This is a genomic window from Candidatus Poriferisodalis sp., assembly GCF_965262965.1.
Lineage (GTDB): Bacteria > Actinomycetota > Acidimicrobiia > Acidimicrobiales > Poriferisodalaceae > Poriferisodalis.
Genome location: NZ_OZ253573.1, coordinates 858188 through 882465, shown reverse-complemented (window position 1 = coordinate 882465; position 24278 = coordinate 858188). Strand labels below are relative to the sequence as shown.

The following is a 24278-nucleotide window of genomic DNA, read 5'->3' as shown; positions in this document are numbered from 1 at the left end:
ATGTGCTCGCCGTCTCGCCAGCGCCTGACCTCGATGTCCATGCCGATCGGCCGCAGGACATGGACGCCGTCCTCGTAGGTAGCAATCACATGGATGGGGGTGCTCTTGTCGAACTCGGCCACGTCGTGGACACCGTTGGCTTCGGTGCCGTCACATCGCATGTCGTGAATGATCCCTCCGCCGGTGACGACCACTCGATCTCCCGCCTGCTCGATGCGCTGGACATGGTTGAGCCCGGGATGATCAGGCACGCTTTCGCCGTCGACAACCACATCGACCGTCTGCCACCGCCCGCCGATGGCTGGTGCTTCGTCGGGGGTCGGCTCGACGCAACCGGCGAGCACCGGCGCGGGGAAGGCGTCGTACCCGCCCGGGGGTGTGTAGGCGACCGGGATGCTGTCGATTGTCGGCTGAGCCATCAGTGGAGCGCTCGATTCCTCGGCGTTGTGACCAATTGGACCATGTGACAGTGTGCAGCAACAGACACGCAATACATGGCTTCACCACTAGCTTCTGGCGCGCTGAGGACGGCTCGTCGGGACATGGGATGCTCGCCGGTCGAGGCCTCGATGGTCACGATCGGATCGCCACATGAGCCTCGCCGTCACTTTGCTTGGAACGGGCAGTCCGTTGCCTGATCCAAACCGGGCTGGGCCGTCGACGCTGATCTCTGCCGGGGACGAGCACTATCTGGTGGACGCCGGGCGTGGCGTGCTGATGCGGATGGCAGCCGCCGGAGTGGGCGCGCCGAACCTGAGTGCCGTGCTGTTGACGCACCTGCACAGCGATCACATCACTGACCTCAACGACGTCATCGCTCAGCTGCCGTTCCAGCGGATCAAGGACACTCTCGGGTACCACTCATCGCCAGCCGAGGCGGCCCAGACTGCCCAGCGAGCGGGCGTAGGCACCCTCATCCTCACGCATTACGTGCCACCGTTCCCACCTGGCGGCGGCGCTGAATGGCACGACATGGCGGCAGCCCACTTCGACGGTGTGATCGAGGTCGGCGACGACCTGCATCGTGTCGAAATCCCAACCGAAACCGACAGCGGAGACTGAGATCATGCACACCCTGCGCACACCCGACGAACGGTTCGAGGGTCTTCCCGACTACGACTTCGAACCGCACTATGCCGAAGTCCCCGACGGCGACGGCGGCACGCTCCGAGTGCACTACCTGGACGAAGGACCAGCAGATGCCGCGCCCGTGCTGCTGCTGCACGGAGAGCCCTCGTGGGCGTACCTCTACCGGCACATGATTCGGTCGCTCGCCGACGCCGGCCATCGTGTGATCGTGCCGGACCAGGTTGGCTTCGGGCGCAGCGACAAGCCCGCCGAGATGACCGACTACAGCTACGCCCGCCACGTCGACTGGATGTCGAGTCTGGTGTTCGACTGCCTCGGCCTCAGCGACATCACGTTCTTCGGCCAGGACTGGGGCGGTCTGATCGGCCTGCGTCTCGTGACGGCCCAGCCCGATCGCTTCGCTCGTGTGGCGATCTCCAACACCGGGTTGCCCACAGGGGACCGCAGGCCCAGCGACGCGTTCATGGCGTGGCAGAAATACTCCCAGGAATCGCCCGTCTTCCCGATCGGCGACATCGTGAACGGCGGCTGCCTGACCGACCTTTCCGCCGACGAGGTCGACGCGTACAACGCGCCGTTCCCCGACGACTCCTACAAGGCCGGCGCTCGCATCTGGCCGTCCTTCGTGTGCACCTCGCCCGACGACCCCGAGGCTCCCGCCAACCGTGAGGCCTGGGGCCTGCTTGAGCAGTTCACGAAGCCGTTCCTGTGCTGCTTCAGCGACAGTGACCCGGTCACCCAGGGTGCCGACAAGCCGTTCCGGGCGCGAGTTCCCGGCGCACAGGATCAAGCGCACACCACCATCGAGGGCGCATCGCACTTCCTTCAGGAAGACCGCGGCCCCGAGCTTGCAGCCGTGCTTGCAGACTTCATTGCCTCAACCAACTGAACTAGGCATCCAGCCCGCGTCACGACGGGTCGAGCTCAGGCCCGAACCACTGGCCCAAACAGCATGACTGTCACAGCGGGCTCGTAATTTGCGGCCATGACCTCTCGGCGGGAAGACGCCTCCGCGAAGTGCCATCGACTGGACTTCGAAGCTGCAGGGTGGATGCGCGCCCCGGGTCACTCGAGAAGCCACACTGATGCCGTGGAGCTGGGCGGTGCAATCTCGTTGTTCTCCGGCGCCGGCGGGCTCGACTTGGGAACCGAAGCTGCAGGTTTTCGCACGACCGTGGCGGTCGAATGGGATGACAATGCCGCCGACACGATGGAGAAGAATGCGGGAGAGCACTTTCCGGGCCTGCTCGGAGTGATGCGCGCAGACCTCTACCCGCTGGCCACAGGCAGCGGCGATGGCGTCACGGCGCGAGACATACTTCGCGCTGGCGGATTCAGCAAAACCGAGCGGCCAGATCTGCTCATCGGCGGCCCGCCTTGTGTTGCATTCTCCAAGTCCGGCTACTGGCTCGACTGGAAGCGGGACGGTGTCGATCCGGCGGCGAGCCTGTTGCAGGCCTACACGGCGGTACTCGCCGAAGCCAGGCCGCGGTTTTTCATCTTCGAGAATGTCTATGCGTTGACGTTCAACAACAAGGCCAGCCGGCCAGCGTTTGAACGCTTGCTGAGAGAGATCGATGCCGCCCGCTATAGGTGCCAGTGGCGCGTGCTCAACGCGGCTGACTACGGCGTGCCGCAGGCGAGGCCTCGATTGTTCATCATTGGTGCCTCTGCGGGAGAGCCGCTGCCCGAATTTCCTGTGCCAACCCACCATGGCTCTTGGGAGCGCCGACGCAGCGGCGGAGGGCCGCTCGCGCATGTCACGGCTGGCGAGGCACTGCGAGGCCTCGCCACCGACCCTGAGCCCGAGGAAACTATCCGCGGTCGATGGAGCCACTTGCTGCCCGAGATTCCGCCAGGCGACAACTACCTGTACTTCACTGCGAAACGTGGGCACCCGGCACCACTTTTCGAGTGGCGCTCGAGATATTGGTCTTTCTTGCTCAAGCTGGATCCCCAGCGTCCAGCCCCGACGATTCAAGCCAGGCCCGGCCCGAACGTGGGCCCGTTCCACTGGGACAATCGCCGCCTGCGCGTGCCGGAGCTGCGGCGGCTCTTCACATTTCCGGATGACTACGACGTAGTCGGCACCCGTGCCTCCGCTCAGATGCAGTTCGGTAACGCTGTGCCGCCTCGCTTGTCGCAGGTCGTAGCCGCAAGCGTTGCCGAGGTCGCCTGACCTGCCCTCAAGGGATTGCGGCCAGCAGGTCGCTCAGTGACCTCGACCACCGCTTGTCTATGTGCTGTATCGCGCCGATACGAGACTCGTCGTCCTGCCACGGCGCCAGATCAGTGGAGCCTTCGTCTTTTGTTGGGATTCGGGCTGCTGGGCTCGGCGGGGTTCATGTTAGGAGGAGGCCGCGGGCTTCGAAGTTGGCGTAGTTGGTGAAGCCGTGGGCTCGGCGTCGCAGGACTTGGAGCAGGTTGTTGGTTCCTTCGATGCGGCCGTTGCTGGGCCGTCCCGTTTGGTGCCAGTTGAGGATCTGCTGGTGCCAGGCGAGGAATGTGTCGACGGTGTCGCTGAACTCGGGTATGTCGCCGGTGCCGTAGATGTCGGCGAACCGGTCGAGCGCTTCGAGGGCGCCTTCGCGGTCGTCGGCGAGATAGAGCTGGTGCAGCTCGCCGAGCGCGTCCCATGCTGCTTTGAGCCGCGGGTGGGCGGCGAACAGCGCGTCGAGCCGGGACTGCTCGGCCGCGTCGAGCTTGTCGGGCCGACGCATGAGCAAGAACCTGGATCGGAACACTTCGGGATCGAATGCCGGTTTGGAGCCTTCGGGGCGACGCTGCACGTCGCGGCGCACAGCGATCAGGCCGGCTTGGAACCATCTGATGACGTGGAACCGGTCCAGCACATGGCGGGCGTGGCCGAGCCGCGCCTCTATGGCTGCCTTGTACGCCTTGGAGCCGTCGGACACCACGACCTTCACGCCGCGGCACCATCTATGCCCCTGGGCAGCCAGAAAGCCGCTCAGAGCCTGGGTGTCGCGGTGGGGCACCATGGCGAGCACCTCGCCGGTGTCGCCGTTGACGAGCACCGTCACATACCGGTGCCGCTTGCGGATCGAGGTCTCGTCCACCAACAGCACCCGACACCTTTGCCGCCGACGATGGTCGGCGACCAGACCCGCCCAGGCCACCACCAAAGCGTTGACCAGCTTCCAGCCCACCTTGTGACGCTTCGCCGCCGCGTTGACCGTCATCTGACGCGCGTCGGCCACCAGCCGACGGGCCAGACGCGCCGTGACACGGCCCTCGAACGCCGGGTGGTCCTCCATGAACCGCCGGCCGCCGCAGACGCCGCAGACCATGCGCCGCTGCTCGAACACCAGCGTCACCGGCCGGCCCGACACCTCCAAGTCGCGGATCTCCCGGTCACGGCGATCATGAGCCTTCCCGCTCGGGGTCCCGCAATCAGGACAACACGGGCGGCGCACCGTCGAGCGCACCCGCACCACCAGCCGCTCAGGCGCGTCGACCACCACCCCCAGCACTTCGACACGCGGCAGCCACAGCCGCACCGACATAACATCACGCTTCATCGAGGCCCTCCAGGGTTCGGCGTCTCACAACACCGATCCCAGCAGGGCCTCGACCCCTACAAACGGACCCTCAACCCACCCTCATCCCAACAAAAGGCGAAGGGCCGATCAGTGGCCCATCGGAATCGGAACTCCCAAATACCAGTAGCCGAGAACAGGCACGCCGCCAAGATGTCGAACTGATCCCAGGCGTACTTGCGGCCGGCGCCAGAGTCACGGCTCTTCTGTACCTCGACTTTGTAGTCACCGTTCGCATACTGCTTCGGACTTGCGGTCTTGCATTCGATCAAGAGCCGGCGCCCGTCGTTCACCCGTATCTCGAAATCGGGCCGGCCGTCTTCATCGATCCCAGTCACTGCGCAGATCTCTGGAACATCATGAAGGCAGCGTTCGAGATGATGTTCGGCGACGCCGCCCCGCACCGCAACTTTGAGTCGGAAGTTCCGATTGACGATGTCGAGAATCGCGCTGGCATCGAGACTGAAGGTCGCTTCGAGCTGGTGAGGCTCATGAGGTGGACTCGCATGATTCTCCGCGAGCACTTGCCGCAAGCTTGGAGAGAGCCCGAGTCCCGACGCCTGCGACTCGAACCGGGCGTAGTCAAGGAGTCGCTCGGGCCGAAATCCGACCAGGGTCTCCAGGCCTTCCAAAGTCGTGCGGCGTTGTCCGCCGGTCTTTTGACGCTCCCACACTGCCCAGCCGTACTCCGCAGCATGCTCAATGTGGCGGTCGTTGTAGTAGACGGAGATTCCCATCGGCAGATCGGCGTAGATAAGTGGATCAAGCCCGACGATGAAGCGTTCCGCGGGGTCGACGCACAGCACAAGCGTGACGTCAACTCCGGCCGTGTCACGAGCCAGCGGATTCTGGAGGTCTCGTTCACGCGTGGGATCGCCGAATCGAATCTGGGTTCTGCGTTCGCCCTTTGGTCGGTTGCGGGTCTCGCGTCTTGTCGTTGTGAAGGGGTACACGAGAAGCCCGTAGCGATGCCCTGCGTGATCCTCGGCACCGAAGTACATCGGTGCAATCGCTTCCGAACGAAAGGAGCTGTAGATCAATCGCGCGTCGCTTGCAACGATCGCGTCTTCGATGACTTCGACGACGGCGGTCCGGTCAGCCTGAACGCGGTATGTCTTGGGCACATAGATGCGATCGGCGACCACGGGCACAGATCACAAGGATGGCCGGAAAGAGCCGGTTGGACGCGTATTGCGCCTCGACGGCCACGTTGCGCAGGAATTCATCGCGCCGACAAGGTCGTCACTCCAAGGCTTCGGCCATTGCGAGTTCGGCGATCTGGTCGGCGTCGTAGCCGAGGATGTCGCCGAGGACTTCCATGGCGTGCTCGCCGTACGTCGGCCCAGCCCAGTCAAATCCGTTCGAAGCCTCTGACATGGTGTACGGCATCGCATCGACGATGGTGCGGCGGGCGTACTGGTGGGGGGCCCATTGGAAGTGGCCGCGGTGGGCGAGCTGCGGATCGTCGATGCAGGCGCCTGAGTTCTGGACGTAGTGGGCGGCGATGCCGTGCGCTTGCAAGCGATGCATGACGCCGGGACCGTTCTGCCGGGCAGTGAAGGCGGTGACGATCTCATCCAGTTCGGTCTGCCGCTCTCGACGACTGCTGTGGCCCAGATCGGCGAGGTCATTGCGGCGCATCTCGATGGCGAGCGAGTGCCACTGCTCGTCGCCTTCGACAGCGATGGCGATCCACTCGTCGTTGCCGGCTGCTGAGTACACGCCGTGGGGGACCATGACGTCGTCCTCATTGCCACGGCGAGTGCGCCGATTGCCGGTGGCCTGCATCTCGGCGATGGCCGGCGCCAGCATGTGCACCGCGGCTTCCATCTGTGAGAAATCCAGATGCTGGCCCTGCCCGGTTCGCCGACGGTGGTCGAGCGCGGCGAGCAGGGCGCAGACGGTGAATCGGGGCGAGCAGTAGTCGGTGTATGCGAGGTACGGCCCGGCGGGACCGCGGTCAGCCCAGCCGGTGATGTCGAAGAAGCCCGCAATCGACGCTGCCATATTCCCGAATCCGGCGAAACGGCGTTGCGGTCCGGTCTGGCCCATCACGCAGCTCGAGAGCATCACGAGTTCCTGGTTGACCTCGCGCAGGTCGTCGTAACTGAGTCCCCAGGCGGCCAGCGTGCCCGGAGTGAAGGACTCGATGGCCACGTCGGCCCACGCGATGAGATCGCGGACGACCTCGCGGGCTTCAGGCTTGCTCAGGTCGAGCGAGATGGTCATCTTGTTGGCATTCGAGGAATGCCAAGCAATGGCGTTCTCTTGGTCAGCCACGTCGTCGCGGTGGCCCAACGCGCCCCGCAACAGACACGGCCGGTTCTGCGTCTCCACCCGGACGACCGTGGCTCCCCAGTGGGCGAGGATCTTGGTGGCAAGCGGTGCGGCTGCCACCCAGGCCAGATCGGCGACCTTCAACCCGGCCAGAGGCTTGTCCGAGCGAGCACCCTCTGGCAACTGCACCGGAACCGAACGCTGCGCGGCGGCGCTTGCGGCTCGAACTTCCTCGCTGTGCTCGCCAACTTCGGGCGCCCGCGCCATTGGCGCCAAGGGGCTTCGGCTCGCAAGCACGAAGCGACCCGGCATGTGGACGCCGTCGAGATCATCCCAGAAGTCCCGCGCCGCCAGCTGCGGGCTGTCGAGGACGTCGGCGAGGCTGTTCACGGGGCACACCAGCAGCGAGTCGCGCAACCCTCGCTCGATCATCTCCGCCTTGGTCTTGGTCAGACAAAAGCGGGCGATGTCTTCCATCACGCCTTCGACGACGTCGATGGTTTCCTCGCCCGCTTGCAGCTGCAGGGCGAAGTTGACCCAGTCCTTGTTGAGCGTTTCGGTGTCGCAGAAGCCTTCCTCGTGCATCCACTCGAGGTAGCGACGCACCATCGGCCCGATCATCGGACCAAAGGCGACCGTGACGATGACGTACCCGTCTTTGCAGGGGTAGATCGTGCGCAGCATCAAGTCGCCGAAGCGCACGCCACCGGCCTCGCGCTGGACTTCGGCGATTCCGGCGGGGGCGTACAGAACCGCCGAAAGCGCTGTCTCGCACACCGCCTGCTGTGTCGACAGGTCAATGTGCTGGCCGCAGCCGATTCTGGCTCGGTGCTCGAGTGCGACGAGTGCGGCGACGGCGGCTTGCGCCGAGGCGTGCAACCACGCCTGAGGAATGCTGATACGCACTGGCGGCCGGTCGCTGTCCCCGGTCACCGCGAGCTGGCCGCTGGACGCAAACAGGGTCAGGTCGGTGGCACGCCAACTGGCCTTCGGCCCGGTCTCGCCCCATGGAGTGATGTGGACCGTGACGAGCTGATCGTTGGCGTCCCGGAGGGCCGAGAGATCGATGCTGAAGGGCGTGCCGTCGTTGTGCAGCACGACATCGGCATCGGCCGCCAGCGCAGCCACCTCGTCGGCGCTGGCGGAGACGACCGAGCGCTTGCCACGGTTGTACGCATCGTGGGCATAGCCGCGCGGCCAGCCGCCGGGAGGCTCCACCAGCACCACATCGGCGCCGAGTTGTGCCAGCAGATTGCCGGCGAACCAGCACCGGTCATCGGTGAGATCCAGCACGCGATATGGACCCAGCATCCCGTCCTCCAGGTGTCGATTCTGCGGTAATCGTCCGCCGTGACGCTCTTGTTCGGACACTACTTGCGCCTGTGGGACGGCCTCGAAGCGACGTCGAGTCGCACATTCGCCCAGGGTGTGACGGTGCCTGCCGGCAGCGCTACTCGGGAGTGACGTAGGCGGCGGTCAGGCCGCCGTCGACTTGCAGGTTGGCGCCGGTCATGTATGAGGAATCATCGGATGCCAGGAACAGGGCCGCGGAAGCCATTTCGTCGGCTTCGCCGAACCTGCCCATGGGCACATGGACCAGGCGCCGCTGCCGTTTCTCGTGGGTGTCGAGGAACGACATGAGCATCTCGGTGCGCAGCGGGCCGGGCGAGAGCGCATTCACCCGGATGTTCTCGCGGGCGTGCACCACAGCGAGTTCCCGGGTCAACGACAACACGGCGCCCTTGGAGGCGGTGTAGGCAATCTGCGGCGTCGCCGCGCCGACCGATGCCACGAACGAGGCGGTGTTGATGATCGATCCGCCACCCGAGCGGCGCATCGCTTCGATGGCGTGCTTGCAGCCGTACAGCACACCCTTCACGTTGACGTCGAAGGTTCGGTCGATGGTCTCGTCACGGGTCGAGATGGCGTCCGTGTCGGCGTCCAGCATGATCCCCGCGTTGTTGAATGCCACGTCAAGCTGGCCGAACTCCGATTCGGCCCGGCCGAACGCAGCGGCCACGTCCGACTCGACGGCGACATCGGCACGCACTGCGATGGCCTCACCGCCGGCGGCATTCACCTCGGCCACGGTCTCCTCATTCGAGGGGGCAATGTCGACTGCAACTATGCGCGCTCCCTCAGCGGCGAAGCGCAGCGCTGTAGCTCGGCCGATGCCACTGCCCGCACCAGTGATCAGGGCCACCTTGGCTTGCAGTCTCATAGTCCTGACCCCCAAGTCGTCCCCGATGTGCTCGAGATGCTCCGGTGCCTCTCACAGCTACGCGGCGTGCTGCCATCATCTGACCGTCCGGAATCGTCTCCACTCACATCAGGACCGTAACGAATGCCCACTGCCCACGAAGCGCCCCTGCGTGACACCTACGACGTCGTGATCGTGGGCGGCGCGGTCATCGGCTCGTCCATTGCTTGGGCGCTGTCGGCCAACGAAGACTTCGACGGCACCGTGCTGGTCGTCGAACGCGACCCGAGCTATGCGCAGGCCTCGACATCGCTGACCAACAGCTGTATGCGCCAGCAGTTCTCGAACCCGCTGAACGTGCAGATCTCGCGCTTCGGCGCCGACTTCGTGCGCAACTTTCGGGAGCGTCTCGGCGGTGACCCCGAAATCCCTGACCTGTTCGTGCACCACTTCGGCTACATGTACCTCGCAGGCGACGAGGACTTCGCCGCCACGCTGCGACGCAACCAGGCCATCCAGTCCGAACTCGGCGCCGGCACCCGCATCATGAGCCCGGCGCAGATCAAGGCCGACTACCCCTTCTACAACGTCGACGACATCGTCTGCGGCAGCCACAACCTTGTCGATGAGGGCTATTTCGACTCGGGCACGATGTTCGACTGGTGGCGCCGAAAGGCTCGCCAGAACGGCGTCGAGTACGTGACCGGCGAGGTTGCGGACCTGGTCGTGCAATCAGGTCGGGTCGACGCAGTCGTGCTGGCCTCAGGTGAAACCGTCAGGAGCGGGGCGCTCGTCAACGCAGCAGGTCCGCGAGCGGTGGACGTGGCGGCAATGGCGGGCGCAACCCTGCCGGTCGAGCCGCGCAAGCGCTACACGTTCATATTCGAGGCTGCCGAACCGCTCGACCGCGCCCTGCCGCTGACTATCGATCCCACCGGCGTTCACATGCGCAGCGATGGCGCCGCCTACATGTGCGGCTGCACTCCCGATGTCGATCCCGCCGTCGACTACGACGACTTCTCCATGGACCGCGACATCTTCGAGGACAAGGTATGGCCCGTGCTGGTCCACCGCGTTCCCGCCTTTGAGCGTCTCAAGGTCACCAGCCAGTGGGCTGGTCACTACGCCTACAACACGCTCGATCACAACGTCGTGGTTGGGCCCCACCACGAGGTCGGCAACTTCATCTTCGCCAACGGGTTCTCCGGCCACGGCATGCAGCAGTCGCCGGCCATCGGCCGTGCCGTCTCGGAGTGGATCGCTTACGGCGAGTACCGCACGCTCGACCTCACGCCGCTCGGGTATCAGCGCATTGTTGAGAACCGTCCGTTCGTCGAGAGCGCCATCATCTGAACTAGGAACTGCGCCCGCCCCGGCCGACGGAACGTCGCGCTGCCATCAGCGCTGTGACCTCGCTGAATCTCGCGCCCACCTCGGCCGACCGCCCGGCGCACAAGTACTCTCGCCGCTCATGCGCTTCGGCATCTTCGACCAGCTGGAACAACCCGGCGACGTGCCGTGGCATGAGCTCTACCGGCACCGGCTCGACCTGCTGGTACGGGCAGAGGAGGCCGGGGTGTGGGGGTGGCACAAGTCCGAGCACCACCTCATCCCGCTCGACGCCGCACCCAGCATCAACGTGTACCTGGCTGCGGCCGTCGAACGCACCAGCCGCATCCGCATCTGCTCGCTGGTGCACCTGCTGCCCTTCTACCACCCGATCCGGCTGGCCGAGGAACTGTGCATGCTCGACCAGCTCTCCGAAGGCCGCCTCGAGGTCGGCTTCGGCAAGGGCATCAGCGTGCCCGAGCATCTGCTGTGGGGGCTCGACCCCGACGACGCCATCGCACAGACCGACGAGTCGCTGGATCTGATCCTGGCTGCCATGCAGACCACCGGGAACTTCAGCTTCGAAGGGCAGTTCCATTCGTTCGCCGATATGCCGATCGAGTTCGAGCCGTACCAGAAGCCCTACCCGCCGCTGTGGCGCCCGGGCCAGCTTGAGACAGCCGCCGAAATGGGCGTGCGCACAATGGCCGCTGGGCCGCTGGCTGCCGTGGCCGCAAGCACGGCCCGTTACCACGAGCTGCTCCGAGTTGACGGCCTCGGCAGGCACCACTCGCCGATGATCGGGGGGCTCCGCCGATTGGTCGTGGCGCCGACCGACGCCGAAGCGGACGACATCGGACGCAGGACATGGGTCGCGTTCACCGAGCACTTGACCCGGCTGTTCCGGCGCTACGAGATGATCCCGCCCAATGACCCCACGCTCGGCGGCGACTACGACAAGGCCAAGCACTTCGAAGCCGTCGTCGTCGGTTCGCCTCAGACCATCCGTGAGCATTGCGAGCGGTTCGCCACCGAGGCGGGCACCGACTACTTCGTGGGGGTGTTCGCTTGGGGTGACCTCTCCGCCTATGAGGTGGACCGTTCGTTCGATTTGTTCGCCGAGCACGTGATTGCCCCGATGGCGTCACACTGAGCAGGCTCAGTTAGATCGCTGAGAAGTGCTGGGCCTATAGTCGGCAGTGCAGGCACGGCCTGTGTTGCTCGCCAGCGTGTCGTGCCTGCGCGGCGCCCGTGTCGGCGGGTCCGCGAAAGCACCGCAGAAGGGCTGCACAGATGACTGCACTACATCCCAACGGGGTGAATCACCTCGCCTTGTCGACACGCGACATGAAGGGCCAGCTGGAGTTCTGGTGCGATGTGCTGGGGCTGCCGCTGAAGGCCTTGTATTGGATGCACGGCGTGGACGGCACCTACCACGGATTCGTGGAGCTGGCGCCCGCCAGCTACGTGGCGTTCGTTCAGCACCCTGACAACGCCAAGGACATCGATCTGGGTGTCACCCATGCAGGCGGTCCCGGCGAGCCAGTCACCGCGGGCACCATGCAGCATGTCGCCTTCAACGTCGACACATTCGAAGACCTGATGTCGCTGCGGGATCGCATTCGAGACCGGGGCGTGCAGGTCTTCGGACCGATCGACCATGGCTTCATCCAGTCGATCTACTTCGCCGGCCCCGAGGGTCTGGCGCTCGAAGTGGCCTGCGGGTCGGCCATCCCAGTCGAGCAGTGGGTGGACCCCGAGGTTCTGGGGCTGTGCGAGATCTCCGACGCCGAGCTCGAGGCGCTGAAGTACCCCGCCGAATACGCCCGACCGGCCGGACCCGTCCCACAGCCCTCTTCCGCTACAGGTATGCCCCGGTTGATGCCCACCGATCACTACGACATGGTGATGAATCTGCCGGACCAGGTGGTGTGGGACAGGATGAGCGAGACCACCCCTCCGGTGGCCGCGGAGTGAACCAGGGGCGCATCACGCCACCTGAGTCCGGCGGAACACCTGAGGCTGCACGGGAGCGTGTCGGGCGCTGACGAGATCGCAGGAGGCGTCATGACGGAAAACAGCTCCGAAGCAATGACCCCGGAGGCCCACCTCGCCGAGGTGCTGGCGGCCTACGACAACTCGCCCAATCCGCGGCTCGCCGAGATAACCAAGGCGCTCATCCGGCACCTCCACGAGTTCGTCGCGGAGGTCGGTTTGACCCGGGAGGAGTGGTTCGCCGGCATCGAAGTGCTGACCCGCACGGGCCAGATGTGCGATGACCAGCGGCAGGAGTTCATCTTGCTGTCGGACACGATCGGCGTATCGATGCTCGTCGAGATGATCAATCACGTGGCGGCTGAAGGCTCGACCGAGCCGACGGTGTTCGGCCCGTTTCACGTCGAGGGGGCACCGCACCGTGTGATTGGGGAATCGATCATCACCGATTCCATGGACGACGACCGCGAGGTGACCTTTGCCGGCCGTGTGCTCGGGCTCGATAGCAACCCCATCGAAGGGGCGACGCTCGATGTGTGGGAGACCGCATCCAACGGCTTCTACGACGTACAGGACGGCAGCCAAACGCCGATGAACATGCGCGGCATCTTCACGACGGGCAGCGATGGCGCCTACGAGATCAAGGGCATCCGCCCGGTCCCGTATCAGATTCCTGGCGACGGCCCGGCGGGAGACTTGCTGTTCGAGAACGGACGGCACAACTGGCGTCCCGGGCACATGCATTTCGTGGTCGCAGCAGCGGATCACAAGACCGTGATCACCCACCTGTTCGACGCAGCCAGCGACTACCTCGACAGCGATGCGGTCTTCGGCGTGCGCGATTCGCTCGTCGTCGACATGAGCGGCGATCGCTGCGACTACGACTTCGTCCTCGAGGCCGTGTCGGCGAATTAGGGGATCTTCGGGAGTACCCAAAGCAATGCAGCGCTCCTCTGAAGCGATTGCGGACCGGCACAACTGATCGACACGCTGCGGGTCGCAGTCGCTTCGTGCTGGCGTTGCCATGTTCCCAAGGGTTGCGCGAGTGCTCGTGTACGGTCCCATCGATGCACCACAAGCGACGCGGGTTGAAGCGTCAAGCGAACGGCCCGCGGTCTCAGAAGACGCCGACGCAGCTGGCCCTGCGATTCGGCGCCGTGCTCACAGCGGTGGCCGTGTGGCTCGTAGCTGCTGCCGGCGTCAGCGGTGCGCAGGAGACGTCGTCGCAACCGCCCGACCGCAAGGCCCTGCTGGAGCTCTACGAAGCGACCGACGGAGCGAACTGGCGCAACGCAGCATTGTGGGGCAGCGAGGCTCCGTTGGAGCATTGGCACGGCGTGACCACCGACCGCGATGGAAGGGTGATTGCGCTTCGTCTGCCCGACAACGGGCTGTCCGGGCAGCTTCCGACTGGCCTCGGTGTGCTCGACCGTCTCGAAGTTCTGGATCTCAGCTACAACGAGATTGTCGGCGAGATTCCCGGTGAATTGAGTGCGCTCAGCGGGCTGCGCGTTCTTGACTTGAGCAGCAACCGATTGGAACGGCCGATTCCCCCAGAGATCGGCGACCTCGCGCAGCTCGAGGTTCTCAACGTGCGCAACAACGGGCTGTGGGGCGCGCTGCCAACTGAGCTTGGCGAACTTGCGGTCCTGCGAGTGCTCGATGTACGCACAAACAGTTTCTCGCGGCCGATTCCCGCGGAGTTGGGCCGGCTCGCATCGCTCACGCATTTTCACGGAAGCGGCAACCGGTTCTCGGGCGAGGTTCCAGTCGAGCTCGGTGCGCTGGAGCTCCTTGAGTGGCTCGACCTGAGCCGCAACCAGTTAGAGGGCGCCATCCCCGCACAGATCGGCGGCTTGAGCAGCCTGAGGTGGCTCGACCTGAGCGCCAATCGCCTCACCGGCGAGATACGCGCGGAGTTCGGCGGCTTGAACAGCTTGTTGAGGCTGAATCTCTCGCACAACGACTTGTCGGGTCTGATTCCTGTACAGCTGGGCACACTCGAACAGATCGAGGAACTGCTCCTGTCTGCGAACGAGCTGTCGGGGCCGATCCCGCCTGAACTGGGCAATCTCTCGACGCTGGAGCGGCTGGAACTCGACCGGAACTACTTCAGCGGCAGCATCCCTTCGCGTCTCGGTGGCCTGGGCCGATTGACGCACCTCTTGCTCAGCAACAACGAGCTGACGGGCTGGATGCCGCCAGACCTGGGAACTCTCACAGAACTCCGGGTGCTCGACGTGAGCACCAACGAGCTGTCGGGCCGGATTCCCGACGACGTCGGCTCGCTTCGGAACCTGGAACAGCTCGATCTGAGCGCAAATAGGATGTCGGGCAGGATCCCAGCCGTCCTCGGGCGCCTCAGCCAGCTCAAGCGGCTCGACGTGCGCGGCAACGAGCTGACCGGCCGGATTCCTAGCCAGATCGGCAGCGCGAGGAGCCTCCGAGAGCTGGACCTCGGCGGCAACCGGCTGCACGGCGTGATGCCGTCCAGCATCGGCAAACTCACCGCCCTGGAGCGCCTGCGCCTTGGCAACAACGAGCTGTCGGGGGCGATTCCGCACAGCTTCGGCCAACTCGCCAAGCTGACGGTGCTCGAACTGCACAACAACAATCTCACCGGCGAGATCCCCGCATCACTGGGCAACCTGGCTTCCCTGCGGCACATGAAGCTGGCTGGCAATCGCCTGTCTGGCCAGATCCCCGCAGCGCTCGGAAGGCTCGGCGACCTGGAGCGCTTGGACTTGCGCTACAACGCCCTGTCGGGAGAACTGCCGGCATCGCTGAGCCGACTTGTGGGCTTGACGCACCTGTGGCTCGGCAGCAACGACTTGTCCGGTCCGCTTCCGCCCTGGCTCGGCGAATTGGGCAACTTGCGATGGCTCGACGTGCGGATCAACCATTTCGAAGGCGAGATCCCGCCGGAGTTGGGCGGGCTGAGCAATCTGGTGGCGCTGTACCTCAGCTACAACTCGCTGAGCGGCGAGATTCCGGCCGAGCTGGGCAATCTCGAGCGCCTGCAAATGTTGATTATCCGTCGCAACGCGCTGTCAGGCGAGATTCCGGTCGAACTGGCGAGTCTGGCGAACTTGCGGTGGCTGAACCTGTGGAGCAATGACCTCACGGGCGAGATTCCGCCGGAACTCGGAAGCTTGGCGAAACTCGAGCGTCTTGACCTCGACGAGAACATGCTGACAGGCGAGATTCCTCCTGAACTGGGGAATCTGACATCGCTCACCGAGCTGTGGCTCAACAACAACCAGCTCACCGGCTCGATCCCCGCAGAGTTGGGCAACCTGACCAATCTGCGTCGCCTGTACCTGATGGTCAACCGGCTGTCCGGCGAGATCCCCGTCGAGTTGGCCAATCTGGAGAAGCTGCAGCGGCTGTACCTGTGGGGCAATCAGCTCTCGGGTGAGATTCCGCCCGAACTCGGAAGCCTGACTCGGCTGACCCACCTGTACCTGATCGACAATCAACTGTCGGGCGAAGTCCCCGCCGAACTCGGCACCCTGACCAACCTGCAGCAGATCTTCATCAGCGCCAACGACCTGTCTGGCTGTCTGCCGGCTGCCTGGGAATCACTCGAGACCTCAGCCGACGATCTGGGCACCCTCGGATTGCCGCATTGCCCGGCCGATACCCCATAAAGGAGACCATCGCGGGCGCACCGCCATCCTCGCTGCTGCGCCGGCCACGAGGCCTCGGGCATCACAGAGCACCAGCATCGTATGCTACTGCCGAGTGCTAGCATAAAGTGATGGCAACCACGAGAACCACCTTTACGCTGGACCGGGAGATGGCGGAGCAAGCGCAACTGCTCCATGTCAACGTCTCGGCCGCAGCGAGAGAGGGCGTGGCCGCCGCAGTCAAGCGAGCGCTCGGCGAAACTGATCGAGCGGCCTATCAGCGTGTGCCTGAACAACCCGACGATTTCTGGGATGAGGCCGAAGCCTGGGGCGAGGCGTGAATCGTGGCGAAGTGTGGTGGGCACACGTGGGCCCCAAGCGGCGTCCAGTGTTGGTGTTGACTCGTCCCGAGGTCATCGATGTCCGCGAGATGGTCACCGTTGCCGAGATCACCACGACCATACGAGGGCTCGCCGTCGAAGTCTCCGTGGGCGGGACCGAAGCTGAACTCCCCGCAGACTCGGCCATCAACTGTGACGGATTGCATACGATTCGGCGCTCGTCGCTCACAGCGATGGCCGGAGAGTTGGATGACTCGACGATGCAGTCGGTGTGCCGCGCCGTCACCTATGCGCTCGGCTGCTGATGGACCTTTCCGCTGATGGGCGATGCCCGACAGGAGGAGACCATCTCGGCTCCACATGGGCCGCATCCCAGAAGAGGTGAGGGTTACCATCGCCCGGATCGAGGGGTGCCCGCATTGAGGGGCCCCGACTGAGGGCGCTGAGGAGGTTCTGCCGTGCGGTTCTGCAGGGTCAGCAGCGTCGCCGAGGCGGTAGACGAGCTGAGCCGGTGGGGCACCGAGGGCTGTGTCCTGGCCGGCGGGACCGACGTGATGCCGCAGTACCTGCGTGGCGAACGTGCACCGGCGGCGTTGATCGATATCGGTGGGATCGATGGGTTGCGCGGCATGTCCGAGGTCGGCGGTGTGACGAACATCGGTGCGTCAGTCACATTGCGCAGGCTCGCCACCTCTTCGCTCATTGCGCTGCAGCATCCGGCGCTAGCGCAAGCAGCCACAGCGGTGGGCGCATGGCAGACCCAAACGGTGGCCACGCTGGGAGGAAACGTGTGCGGGGCCGCAACGACCGCCGACACGCTGCCAGCCCTGCTGATTTCCGATGCCCAGCTGGCGCTGGTGTCCAAGTCAGGTCGGCGGCGCCTGGGGCTCGATGAGTTTCTCGACGGGACCGGTGGCACGGTCTTGCGCCCCACCGAGTTGTTGCGTTCCATCCAGATTGAGCCGCTCGGCGGACGCAGCGCTGAGGGCTACCTGAAGGTGGGTCGTCGCAGCGCCATGGATCTAGCCGTCGTGGGCTTGGCACTGAGGCTGTCGGTTGCGCCAAACGGCATGGTGAGCCAAGCCAAGGTCGCGGCCTGCGGCGGCAGTCAGTCCCCACATCGGGTGCAGGCGGCCGAGGCAGCCATGTTGGGCACGCAACTCAACGGCGGCCCGGTCAACTTCGACGAGGCTGGTGAAGAGCTGGCCCAGGCGGCTGCACCAGAGCGAACCGAGATTGCGCAGTACCGGCGACGCGTGCTCCCCGGACTGTTGAACCGGCTCGCACAGCGGTGTGCCGACAAGATCATCGAAGCGGGGGAATGATGCCCGCAGGCTCATCGGAACAGACTGTCGCCATCCGGCTCACGGTCAACGGCCGAGCGCACCGGCTCGATGTCGGTGCGGGCGAGACATTGCTGGGCACGCTTCGAGATCGCTTCGGGCTCACCGGACCGAAGGAAGCCTGTATCGAGGGCGAGTGCGGCGCTTGCACGGTGCTGGTGGACGGCGGCCCAGCGGCGTCGTGCATCCTCGCTGCCGGTTCAGCGAGCGGACGCACCATTCGCACGGTCGAAGGGCTTGCCGGACCGGATGAGCTGACCTCGCTGCAGCAGGCATTTGTGAATCATGCGGCAGTGCAGTGCGGCTATTGCACGCCTGGCGTGCTGATGGTGCTGACGGCCTTGCTCGCTGAGGTGCCCCAACCGACCGAGGATGAGGTTCGCCGGGCCCTGTCGGGCAATATCTGCCGCTGCACGGGCTACCAGCAGATCGTCGAGGCAGCGCTCGACGCGGCGGCGGCGGTGTCGTCGTGAGCGCACTCGGCGTCAGCCCTGCACGCAGCGATGCTGACGCGAAGCTGCGCGGCGAAGCCGTCTTTGGCGCCGACCTCGTGAGGTCGGGGATGCTTTGGGCTGCGCTCGCCCGATCGCCGGTGGCTGCCGGCCAGATCCGAGCTATCGACACTGGCCCGGCGTTGGAGATCGAGGGTGTACTCGATGTGCTGACCACGGCGGACGTGCCGGATTGGCGCACTGGCGTCATTGTGTCCGACACTCCCTTCCTGGCTGCCGACTACGTGGCGTATGAGGGGGAGCCGATTGCGATCGTGGTCGCGGACAACCGAAATGCCGCCGAAGCCGGAGCGAACGCCGTGGCCGCCGACATCGAGCAGATCGAGCCGATTTCTACGCCCGAACAGGCTCTCGCACCGGGTGCGCGCTTGGTCCACCCCGCGTGGAATCGTTTCGCCGTGGCCGGCGGCGCCGACATCGGGCGCAGCGGCAACGTGGTGGCTGAGGTAGTCCACGATCCTGGTGATCTCGATGAGGCATTTGCGGTAGCAGATCTGGTGGTCGAGGGCACCTATCGCACGCCCCGGCAATACCAGGCGCACCTGGAGCCCAAGATGGCGTTGGCCACCTTCGAGTCGGGTCGCTACACCATCGAGGTTTCCCACCAGTACCCGTTCCGGCTGCGCGACCGAGTCGCTCAGATGCTCGGAGTGATGCCCTCAGCGGTCCGGGTAGTCGGCCATCACATCGGGGGCGGTTTCGGCGCCAAGCTCGATGTCAGCCTGGAAGCGTTCGCAGCATTGCTGGCCCGGCGCTACCGCCGCCCCGTCCGCATGCAGCACGGTGCGCTCGAAGAGCGCCTGGTGGCGCCCTGTCGGGCCAATGCGCTGGTGTCTGTTCGCTCCGCAGTACGGCGAGACGGCACGGTCTTGGCCACCGAGGTCGAGATCGTGTCCGACAGCGGCGCATACGCCAACAATGGCCCGGCGCTGTCTGCCATCCCGATGTTTGTCTTCGGCTCGATCTACCGCGTGGGCACCGCCCGAATCCGGACCCGAAACGTGTACACAAACACCGCACCCACCGGCGCCTACCGGGGGGTGAACGGACCCTGGCTGGTGTTCGCAAACGAACGCCACATGGACGCCATTGCGGACGCACTCGGTCGTGACCGTCGGGAATTCCGGCTCTCGGCCTTGGCGCGCGACGGCGACCTGATGCGCAACGGCCAGCCGCTCGAGCAGGTGTCGATTCTGCACGAGGCATTCGAACGAGTCGACGAACTGGCGCCCTGGCGCGACATCGTGTCGCGCAATGGGGGACAGCGCGACATCGTGTCGCGCCAGACGAAACTGCCTGATGCGGGTGACGCCTTGCTGCGTGGTGTTGGCATGGCGGCAGCGGTCTGGCTCACCAACCCGATGCCGGGCCACGCCACGGTGAAGCTGAACGAGGACGGCACCGCCACCGTGATCACCTCAGCCACCGAGAACGGCTCGGGGGCAGTCGTGACCGCCTTGAGGCAGATCGCAGCCGAGTCATTGGGACTGGCAGCGGATCAGGTTCTGGTCACGATGCCCGACACCGACGCAACCGGCTACGACGCTGGATCCCAGGGCAGCCGCACCACCCACGTCGTCGGCCGTGCTATCGCCGACGCCTCCGCAGACGTCCGACGCCAAGTGCTCGATCGGGCGTCACAGATGCTCGAAGCGGCTCCCGAGGACCTGGTGATCGCCGACGGCGTCGTGTCCGTCGCCGGTGTTCCTGCCGCGAGCCTCACACTCGGCCAGGTCGCCCAGGCAGCCACATGGACAGAGGGACCGATAGCGGCAGGCGCTTCGTATGTCACTCCAACGCCTCCGCACGATCCCATGTGCGCAACCGGCATGCTGATCAAGGGGTGGCCGACGCCCACCTACCACCTGCACCAGGCCGAGGTCAGCGTCGACTCGGTCACCGGGCGAGTCACGGTGGAGCGCTACGTGGTGTGCCAGGAGGTCGGGCGAGCAATTCACCCTGACGCCATAGCGGGCCAGATCCAAGGCGGCGTCGCACAGGGCCTGGGCTTTGCGCTGAGCGAACGCGTCGATCTCGATCACGGCCGATACGTCCAGCGCACGTTCAAGGAACATGGCCTGCCGCTGGCCGCAGATGTCCCGAAGGTGGAGATGATCGTGATGGAACACGCAGACCCGGCAGGTCCCTACGGCGCGAAGGGCGCAGCCGAGCCGCCCGTGGTCCCTGTCGCGGCCGCTGTCGCCAATGCCGTTGCCGATGCCATCGGCGCACCGATCGACACATTGCCGATCACCCCGGAGGCCGTGCTCGATGCCTTGGAGCGGGCACGGTGAGCGCTCCGCAGGCCCCGCCACCGGGGGCGTTGCGTATCGGCGTCGACGTGGGCGGCACCAACACCGATGCGGTCGCCGTGTCGGGCAACGACGTCGTGGGCTGGGCCAAGGCCACCACGACGCCGGAGGTCACCGAGGGCATCGTGACCGCGGTGCGGATGCTGCTCGATGGGCACGGTCTGTCGCCCGACGCGATCGGGTCCGTAATGATCGGCACGACGCATTTCACCAATGCGCTGGTGGAGGGACGCCGGTTGGTGCCGACGGCGGTGGTGCGCCTTGGGCTGCCCGCCACCAAGGGATTGCCGCCCTTCATCGATTGGCCCGAACGGCTGAGGGCCGTGCTCGGCGACCACGTCTACCTGTGCCATGGCGGCCATGAATTTGACGGCCGTTTGATCAGCCCGATCGACCACGAGGAGCTGCGAGCTGCGGCTCGTGACATTGCCTCGAAGGGAGTGCGCTCAGTGGCAGTCGCGTCGGTGTTCTCACCGGTCGACGCCAGCCTCGAATTCGAAGCCCAAGAAGTCCTGCGCGACGAGGTGCCCGGGCTGGACATCAGCCTGTCGAGCGAAATCGGCCGGCTCGGACTGCTCGAACGAGAGAACGCCGCGATTGTGAACGCCTGCCTGCGCCCGCTCGCCGAACGCACCGTTGCGGGCCTCGTCGCGGCGCTGGTTGAGCTGGGCCTCGATTGCCCGCTCCATGTCAGCCAGAACGACGGCACGCTCATGAGCGCCGACTTCGCCCGCCGCTACCCGGTGGCCACGTTCGCGTCGGGCCCCACGAACTCGATGCGCGGCGCCGCATTTCTGAGCGGCGTACGTGACGGCGTCGTCATCGATGTGGGTGGCACTACGTCCGACATTGGCGTCCTCGTGAACGGCTTCCCGCGTGAAGCATCGACGGCGGTGTCGGTGGCGGGGGTTCGCACAAACTTTCGGATGCCCGACGTGCTGTCGCTGGGACTGGGTGGCGGAAGTCTGGTGCGCTCAGACTGCGGCCAAAGCGATTGCGGCCAGAGCGATCGCGTGACGGTCGGCCCCGACAGCGTCGGCTACGAGCTCGCTGAGAAAGCGCTCGTGTTCGGCGGCAAGGAGCTGACGGCCACCGATGTGGCGACTGCTGCTGGCATGGCTGACATCGGCGATCGAGCGGCAACAGCGAATCTTGACCCGGCGCTCGTGCGCAACGCCGTGGAGTCGATACAGGTGATGCTGGCCGAAACGGTCGAGCAGATGAAGACTTCGGCCAATCCGGTGCCGGTTGTGGTGGTGGGCGGCGGAGGAGTCCTGGTGCGCGACGGCCTAGCGGGAGCGTCTGAGACGATCCGGCCGGAACACTTCTCGGTCGCCAGCGCGATCGGTGCAGCGATCGCTCAGGTGGGAGCGGAGACCGAGCGGGTGTACTCGATGGCCGAGATGACCCGCGACGAAGCAATGGAGCGAGCCCGAGCCGTGACGGCACAGCGTGCAGTCGACGCTGGTGCCGATGCGGCCACGGTCGAAATCACCGACGTGGACGAGATTCCTCTCACATACTTACCGTCGAATGCCATACGGATCCGGGTCAAGGCCATCGGCGACTTGGCCGCGGCCGACGGCACCTCGCACACAGGGACAGACATATGAGCAACAAGGGATCGATCGGACTCATCCTGGGCAGCGCGATTGCTCCCGAAGCCATTGCCAATGCGGCGGCGCAGGCCGAGTCGAGCGGCTTCGACGAGATCTGGCTGGCTGAGGACTACTTCTTCACCGGCGGCATCTCGGGCGCTTCGGTGGTGCTCGGCGCCACTAGTGAGATAACGGTGGGTCTGGGCGTCGTGTCGGCGGTGGCCCGTCATCCCTCGGTGCTGGCGATGGAGCTGGCAACGCTGAGCCGGTCGTCACCGCAGCGGCTGGTGGCGGGCGTCGGACTCGGCGTGCCGGTGTGGGTCCGCCAGATGGGCCTGCATCCCCGATCGCCGCTGACAGCAGTGCGGGAATGTGTGACAGCGGTCAAGTCGCTGCTCGCCGGTGAGACGCTCGACCGTCACGGAGACGTGTTCGAATTCAACGACGTCAAGCTGAGGTACCCCGAGACCGGCCCGCCGATGCCAGTGCGGCTTGGCGTGTCCGGGCCGAACATGCTGCGCCTGAGCGGCGAGATCGCCGATGGGACTGTGCTCTCGGTCTGTTCCAGCTTGCGGTATGTGGAATGGGCGAAGGGGCGCATCGACGAAGGGCGCCAGCTAGCCGGCCGTGCCGATACCCATCCGATCACGGTGTTCGCGCTGTACGCCGTCGACGAAGACGGCCAGGCAGCACGAGATTCCGCTCGGGCTTCGCTGGCCTTCTATCGCCAGCACGGTCCCAATGCCCTCACCGACGTGTATGGCATATCCGACGAGCTGCAGGTCTTGATCGGCAAGGGCGGTTACGCGGCGGTGCGAGACGGCATGCCCGACCAATGGGTTGCAGACCTGACCGTGGCGGGAACGCCTGCCGAGTGCGCCGCCAAGATTCGGGCGTTGTGGGCCGGGGGCGCCGATTCGGTGGCGCTGTTCCCGATCGCGACCGACCGCTTGGCGGAGATTATCGACCTCACCGCCGGTGAGGTACTGCCCCGCACCTGAAGGTGTGCCGGTACCCGGCGCGTCAGACGGCGGGGACGTAGTCGGCGTCGATGCCGAAGGCGTGCGGTCCGACGACGGCAAGCGCCTCGGGCGTGCGCAGCAAGTCGGGTGCGGGCAGCACGAGCACGTCTGCACGCACGCCGAAGCGGAGGAGCTCGGTCGTGATCGGCTCGCCGGTGTCGGAGGTGACCAGCGTTATGAGGTCGGGCACCATCACCTGAGGCTCGTCGTTCTCGTAGATGGCGAGGTTCTCGTTCTGGAAGTCGATTCGGATGGTGCGGCCGGCATCGTCGCCGATGCCCGCCACGGTCATCTGACCGCGTGCGAAGCCAGCGGCGTTGCGCCGATGCACGTCGGTGACCTTGCCGCGCAGATACCGCATGCCACCAGCGACGGCCAGTATCGCCTCGCCGGGATCGTCCTTGACGTCACGGGCATGATGCACCGCATGCCCGATGTCGCTGGCCAGTCGCAGTGTGTTGGGAATGATCGATCGACGGCAGTAGGCGCCGTCCATGACGGCTGATGCCAACCCCGTGTGCGCACCCATCTCGACCGTCGCGGCCCGCGCAATGCGCTCGAGCCACTTGGCGTCGGGGACCTCGGCGATGACCACCTGGCTGCCGCGTTCATCGGCGATGGCGGCGGGGTAGGGATTGCCCCCATAGATGAGGTACGTGATCATCTGCAGTTCAGGGAAGGCCCGGCCCATGCCGTCACCGTTCACGATGGGAATGTCCATCGCGGCGGCGACCACCATCGGCACCATCGAGTTGCTGCCGCCCATCTCGAACGGGGCGATCGCGTCAAACTTGCGGCCCAGGTGGCGTTCGAGTGCCCTGGCCGCCACGGTCTCCTCGTCGCCGCCGGCCAGCTTCTCGTGGCTGACCATCGGCGAACCCATGCCCCCGACGGCCACGAGCAAGTCATCGTCGGCGATCTCGTCAGGCTCGATGATCCGCACCCGCCCGCCGGTTCGCAGCACTTGGAGGACCCTCAGTCGCCCGAGGTAGGGATTCCCGCCGCCGCCGGTGCCCAGCACCGCAGCTCCCAACGCAATCGGTGCGAGATCAGGCTCGGTGATCTCCCACACAG

The 24278-nt window shown here is 65.5% G+C and carries 20 protein-coding genes; 15 read left to right on the top strand and 5 right to left on the bottom strand.

The window, feature by feature from the left end; all coding sequences use genetic code 11:
• Positions 1-591: 591 nt before the first annotated feature.
• The 3 genes from ACQY5K_RS04100 (at position 592) to ACQY5K_RS04090 (ending at position 3268) form a co-directional block, all read left to right on the top strand.
• A complete protein-coding gene (locus tag ACQY5K_RS04100) occupies positions 592-1062 on the top strand; it encodes an MBL fold metallo-hydrolase (RefSeq protein WP_428120308.1) in 471 nt (156 codons plus the stop codon).
• A gap of 4 nt (positions 1063-1066) precedes the next feature.
• The gene (locus ACQY5K_RS04095; RefSeq protein WP_428120306.1) at positions 1067-1978 is read left to right on the top strand and encodes a haloalkane dehalogenase; all 912 of its coding nucleotides are present in this window, start codon (positions 1067-1069) and stop codon (positions 1976-1978) included.
• Positions 1979-2140: 162 nt separating this feature from the next.
• The gene (locus ACQY5K_RS04090; protein WP_428122541.1) at positions 2141-3268 is read left to right on the top strand and encodes a DNA cytosine methyltransferase; all 1128 of its coding nucleotides are present in this window, start codon (positions 2141-2143) and stop codon (positions 3266-3268) included.
• Positions 3269-3431: 163 nt separating this feature from the next.
• On the opposite strand, the gene ACQY5K_RS04085 is transcribed toward ACQY5K_RS04090, so the two are convergent.
• The 4 genes from ACQY5K_RS04085 to ACQY5K_RS04070 all read right to left on the bottom strand — a co-directional run bounded on the left by ACQY5K_RS04085 (position 3432) and on the right by ACQY5K_RS04070 (position 9144).
• Positions 3432-4628, bottom strand: coding sequence for an ISL3 family transposase (locus ACQY5K_RS04085; RefSeq protein WP_428114698.1), 1197 nt, complete (start codon positions 4626-4628; stop codon positions 3432-3434).
• 56 nt (positions 4629-4684) lie between these two features.
• Positions 4685-5797 carry a hypothetical protein gene (locus tag ACQY5K_RS04080; RefSeq protein ID WP_428120304.1) on the bottom strand — a complete coding sequence of 371 codons (1113 nt, stop codon included), beginning with the start codon at positions 5795-5797 and terminating at the stop codon, positions 4685-4687.
• Between the two features lie 91 nt (positions 5798-5888).
• A complete protein-coding gene (locus tag ACQY5K_RS04075) occupies positions 5889-8294 on the bottom strand; it encodes a CoA transferase (protein ID WP_428120302.1) in 2406 nt (801 codons plus the stop codon).
• A gap of 79 nt (positions 8295-8373) precedes the next feature.
• Positions 8374-9144, bottom strand: a complete 771-nt coding sequence (locus tag ACQY5K_RS04070) for a glucose 1-dehydrogenase (protein ID WP_428120300.1) — start codon at positions 9142-9144, stop codon at positions 8374-8376.
• A 123-nt stretch (positions 9145-9267) separates the two neighbouring features.
• Between ACQY5K_RS04070 and ACQY5K_RS04065 the strand changes: the two genes are divergently transcribed.
• The 12 genes from ACQY5K_RS04065 to ACQY5K_RS04010 all read left to right on the top strand — a co-directional run bounded on the left by ACQY5K_RS04065 (position 9268) and on the right by ACQY5K_RS04010 (position 23183).
• Positions 9268-10476, top strand: a complete 1209-nt coding sequence (locus ACQY5K_RS04065) for an NAD(P)/FAD-dependent oxidoreductase (protein WP_428120298.1) — start codon at positions 9268-9270, stop codon at positions 10474-10476.
• Positions 10477-10594: 118 nt separating this feature from the next.
• A complete protein-coding gene (locus ACQY5K_RS04060) occupies positions 10595-11605 on the top strand; it encodes an LLM class flavin-dependent oxidoreductase (protein WP_428120296.1) in 1011 nt (336 codons plus the stop codon).
• Between the two features lie 140 nt (positions 11606-11745).
• A complete protein-coding gene (locus ACQY5K_RS04055; protein WP_428120294.1) occupies positions 11746-12429 on the top strand; it encodes a VOC family protein in 684 nt (227 codons plus the stop codon).
• A gap of 90 nt (positions 12430-12519) precedes the next feature.
• Complete coding sequence (locus ACQY5K_RS04050) at positions 12520-13362, top strand: dioxygenase (protein ID WP_428120292.1); 843 nt, start codon at positions 12520-12522, stop codon at positions 13360-13362.
• Positions 13363-13514: 152 nt separating this feature from the next.
• Positions 13515-16097 (top strand): leucine-rich repeat domain-containing protein, encoded by a 2583-nt coding sequence (locus tag ACQY5K_RS04045; RefSeq protein ID WP_428120290.1) that lies wholly within the window; start codon positions 13515-13517, stop codon positions 16095-16097.
• Between the two features lie 110 nt (positions 16098-16207).
• Positions 16208-16417, top strand: coding sequence for a type II toxin-antitoxin system CcdA family antitoxin (locus tag ACQY5K_RS04040; protein WP_428120288.1), 210 nt, complete (start codon positions 16208-16210; stop codon positions 16415-16417).
• Positions 16414-16722 (top strand): type II toxin-antitoxin system PemK/MazF family toxin, encoded by a 309-nt coding sequence (locus ACQY5K_RS04035; RefSeq protein WP_428120286.1) that lies wholly within the window; start codon positions 16414-16416, stop codon positions 16720-16722. Before ACQY5K_RS04040 ends, ACQY5K_RS04035 begins: the two co-directional genes overlap by 4 nt.
• 153 nt (positions 16723-16875) lie before the next feature.
• Positions 16876-17742: an FAD binding domain-containing protein gene (locus ACQY5K_RS04030; protein ID WP_428120284.1), complete on the top strand. Its 867-nt coding sequence runs from the start codon at positions 16876-16878 to the stop codon at positions 17740-17742.
• A complete protein-coding gene (locus tag ACQY5K_RS04025) occupies positions 17742-18233 on the top strand; it encodes a (2Fe-2S)-binding protein (protein WP_428122539.1) in 492 nt (163 codons plus the stop codon). Before ACQY5K_RS04030 ends, ACQY5K_RS04025 begins: the two co-directional genes overlap by 1 nt.
• Positions 18230-20566, top strand: coding sequence for a xanthine dehydrogenase family protein molybdopterin-binding subunit (locus ACQY5K_RS04020; RefSeq protein ID WP_428120282.1), 2337 nt, complete (start codon positions 18230-18232; stop codon positions 20564-20566). Before ACQY5K_RS04025 ends, ACQY5K_RS04020 begins: the two co-directional genes overlap by 4 nt.
• 29 nt (positions 20567-20595) lie before the next feature.
• Positions 20596-22197 carry a hydantoinase/oxoprolinase N-terminal domain-containing protein gene (locus ACQY5K_RS04015; RefSeq protein WP_428122537.1) on the top strand — a complete coding sequence of 534 codons (1602 nt, stop codon included), beginning with the start codon at positions 20596-20598 and terminating at the stop codon, positions 22195-22197.
• Entirely contained in the window at positions 22194-23183 is a 990-nt protein-coding gene (locus ACQY5K_RS04010; protein ID WP_428120280.1) for an LLM class flavin-dependent oxidoreductase, read from the top strand. Before ACQY5K_RS04015 ends, ACQY5K_RS04010 begins: the two co-directional genes overlap by 4 nt.
• A 22-nt stretch (positions 23184-23205) precedes the next feature.
• Here the strand turns inward: ACQY5K_RS04010 and ACQY5K_RS04005 are convergent, their stop codons facing one another.
• Positions 23206-24276 carry a DUF917 domain-containing protein gene (locus tag ACQY5K_RS04005; RefSeq protein ID WP_428120279.1) on the bottom strand — a complete coding sequence of 357 codons (1071 nt, stop codon included), beginning with the start codon at positions 24274-24276 and terminating at the stop codon, positions 23206-23208.
• Between the last annotated feature and the right edge of the window lie 2 nt (positions 24277-24278).

Coding starts and splice junctions, on each gene's coding strand:
- ACQY5K_RS04100 (WP_428120308.1), top strand. CDS start 592: ATGAGCCTCGCCGTCACTTTGCTTGGAACGGGCAGTCCGTTGCCTGAT.
- ACQY5K_RS04095 (WP_428120306.1), top strand. CDS start 1,067: ATGCACACCCTGCGCACACCCGACGAACGGTTCGAGGGTCTTCCCGAC.
- ACQY5K_RS04090 (WP_428122541.1), top strand. CDS start 2,141: ATGCGCGCCCCGGGTCACTCGAGAAGCCACACTGATGCCGTGGAGCTG.
- ACQY5K_RS04085 (WP_428114698.1), bottom strand. CDS start 4,628: ATGAAGCGTGATGTTATGTCGGTGCGGCTGTGGCTGCCGCGTGTCGAA.
- ACQY5K_RS04070 (WP_428120300.1), bottom strand. CDS start 9,144: ATGAGACTGCAAGCCAAGGTGGCCCTGATCACTGGTGCGGGCAGTGGC.
- ACQY5K_RS04065 (WP_428120298.1), top strand. CDS start 9,268: ATGCCCACTGCCCACGAAGCGCCCCTGCGTGACACCTACGACGTCGTG.
- ACQY5K_RS04060 (WP_428120296.1), top strand. CDS start 10,595: ATGCGCTTCGGCATCTTCGACCAGCTGGAACAACCCGGCGACGTGCCG.
- ACQY5K_RS04055 (WP_428120294.1), top strand. CDS start 11,746: ATGACTGCACTACATCCCAACGGGGTGAATCACCTCGCCTTGTCGACA.
- ACQY5K_RS04050 (WP_428120292.1), top strand. CDS start 12,520: ATGACGGAAAACAGCTCCGAAGCAATGACCCCGGAGGCCCACCTCGCC.
- ACQY5K_RS04045 (WP_428120290.1), top strand. CDS start 13,515: ATGCACCACAAGCGACGCGGGTTGAAGCGTCAAGCGAACGGCCCGCGG.
- ACQY5K_RS04040 (WP_428120288.1), top strand. CDS start 16,208: ATGGCAACCACGAGAACCACCTTTACGCTGGACCGGGAGATGGCGGAG.
- ACQY5K_RS04025 (WP_428122539.1), top strand. CDS start 17,742: ATGCCCGCAGGCTCATCGGAACAGACTGTCGCCATCCGGCTCACGGTC.
- ACQY5K_RS04010 (WP_428120280.1), top strand. CDS start 22,194: ATGAGCAACAAGGGATCGATCGGACTCATCCTGGGCAGCGCGATTGCT.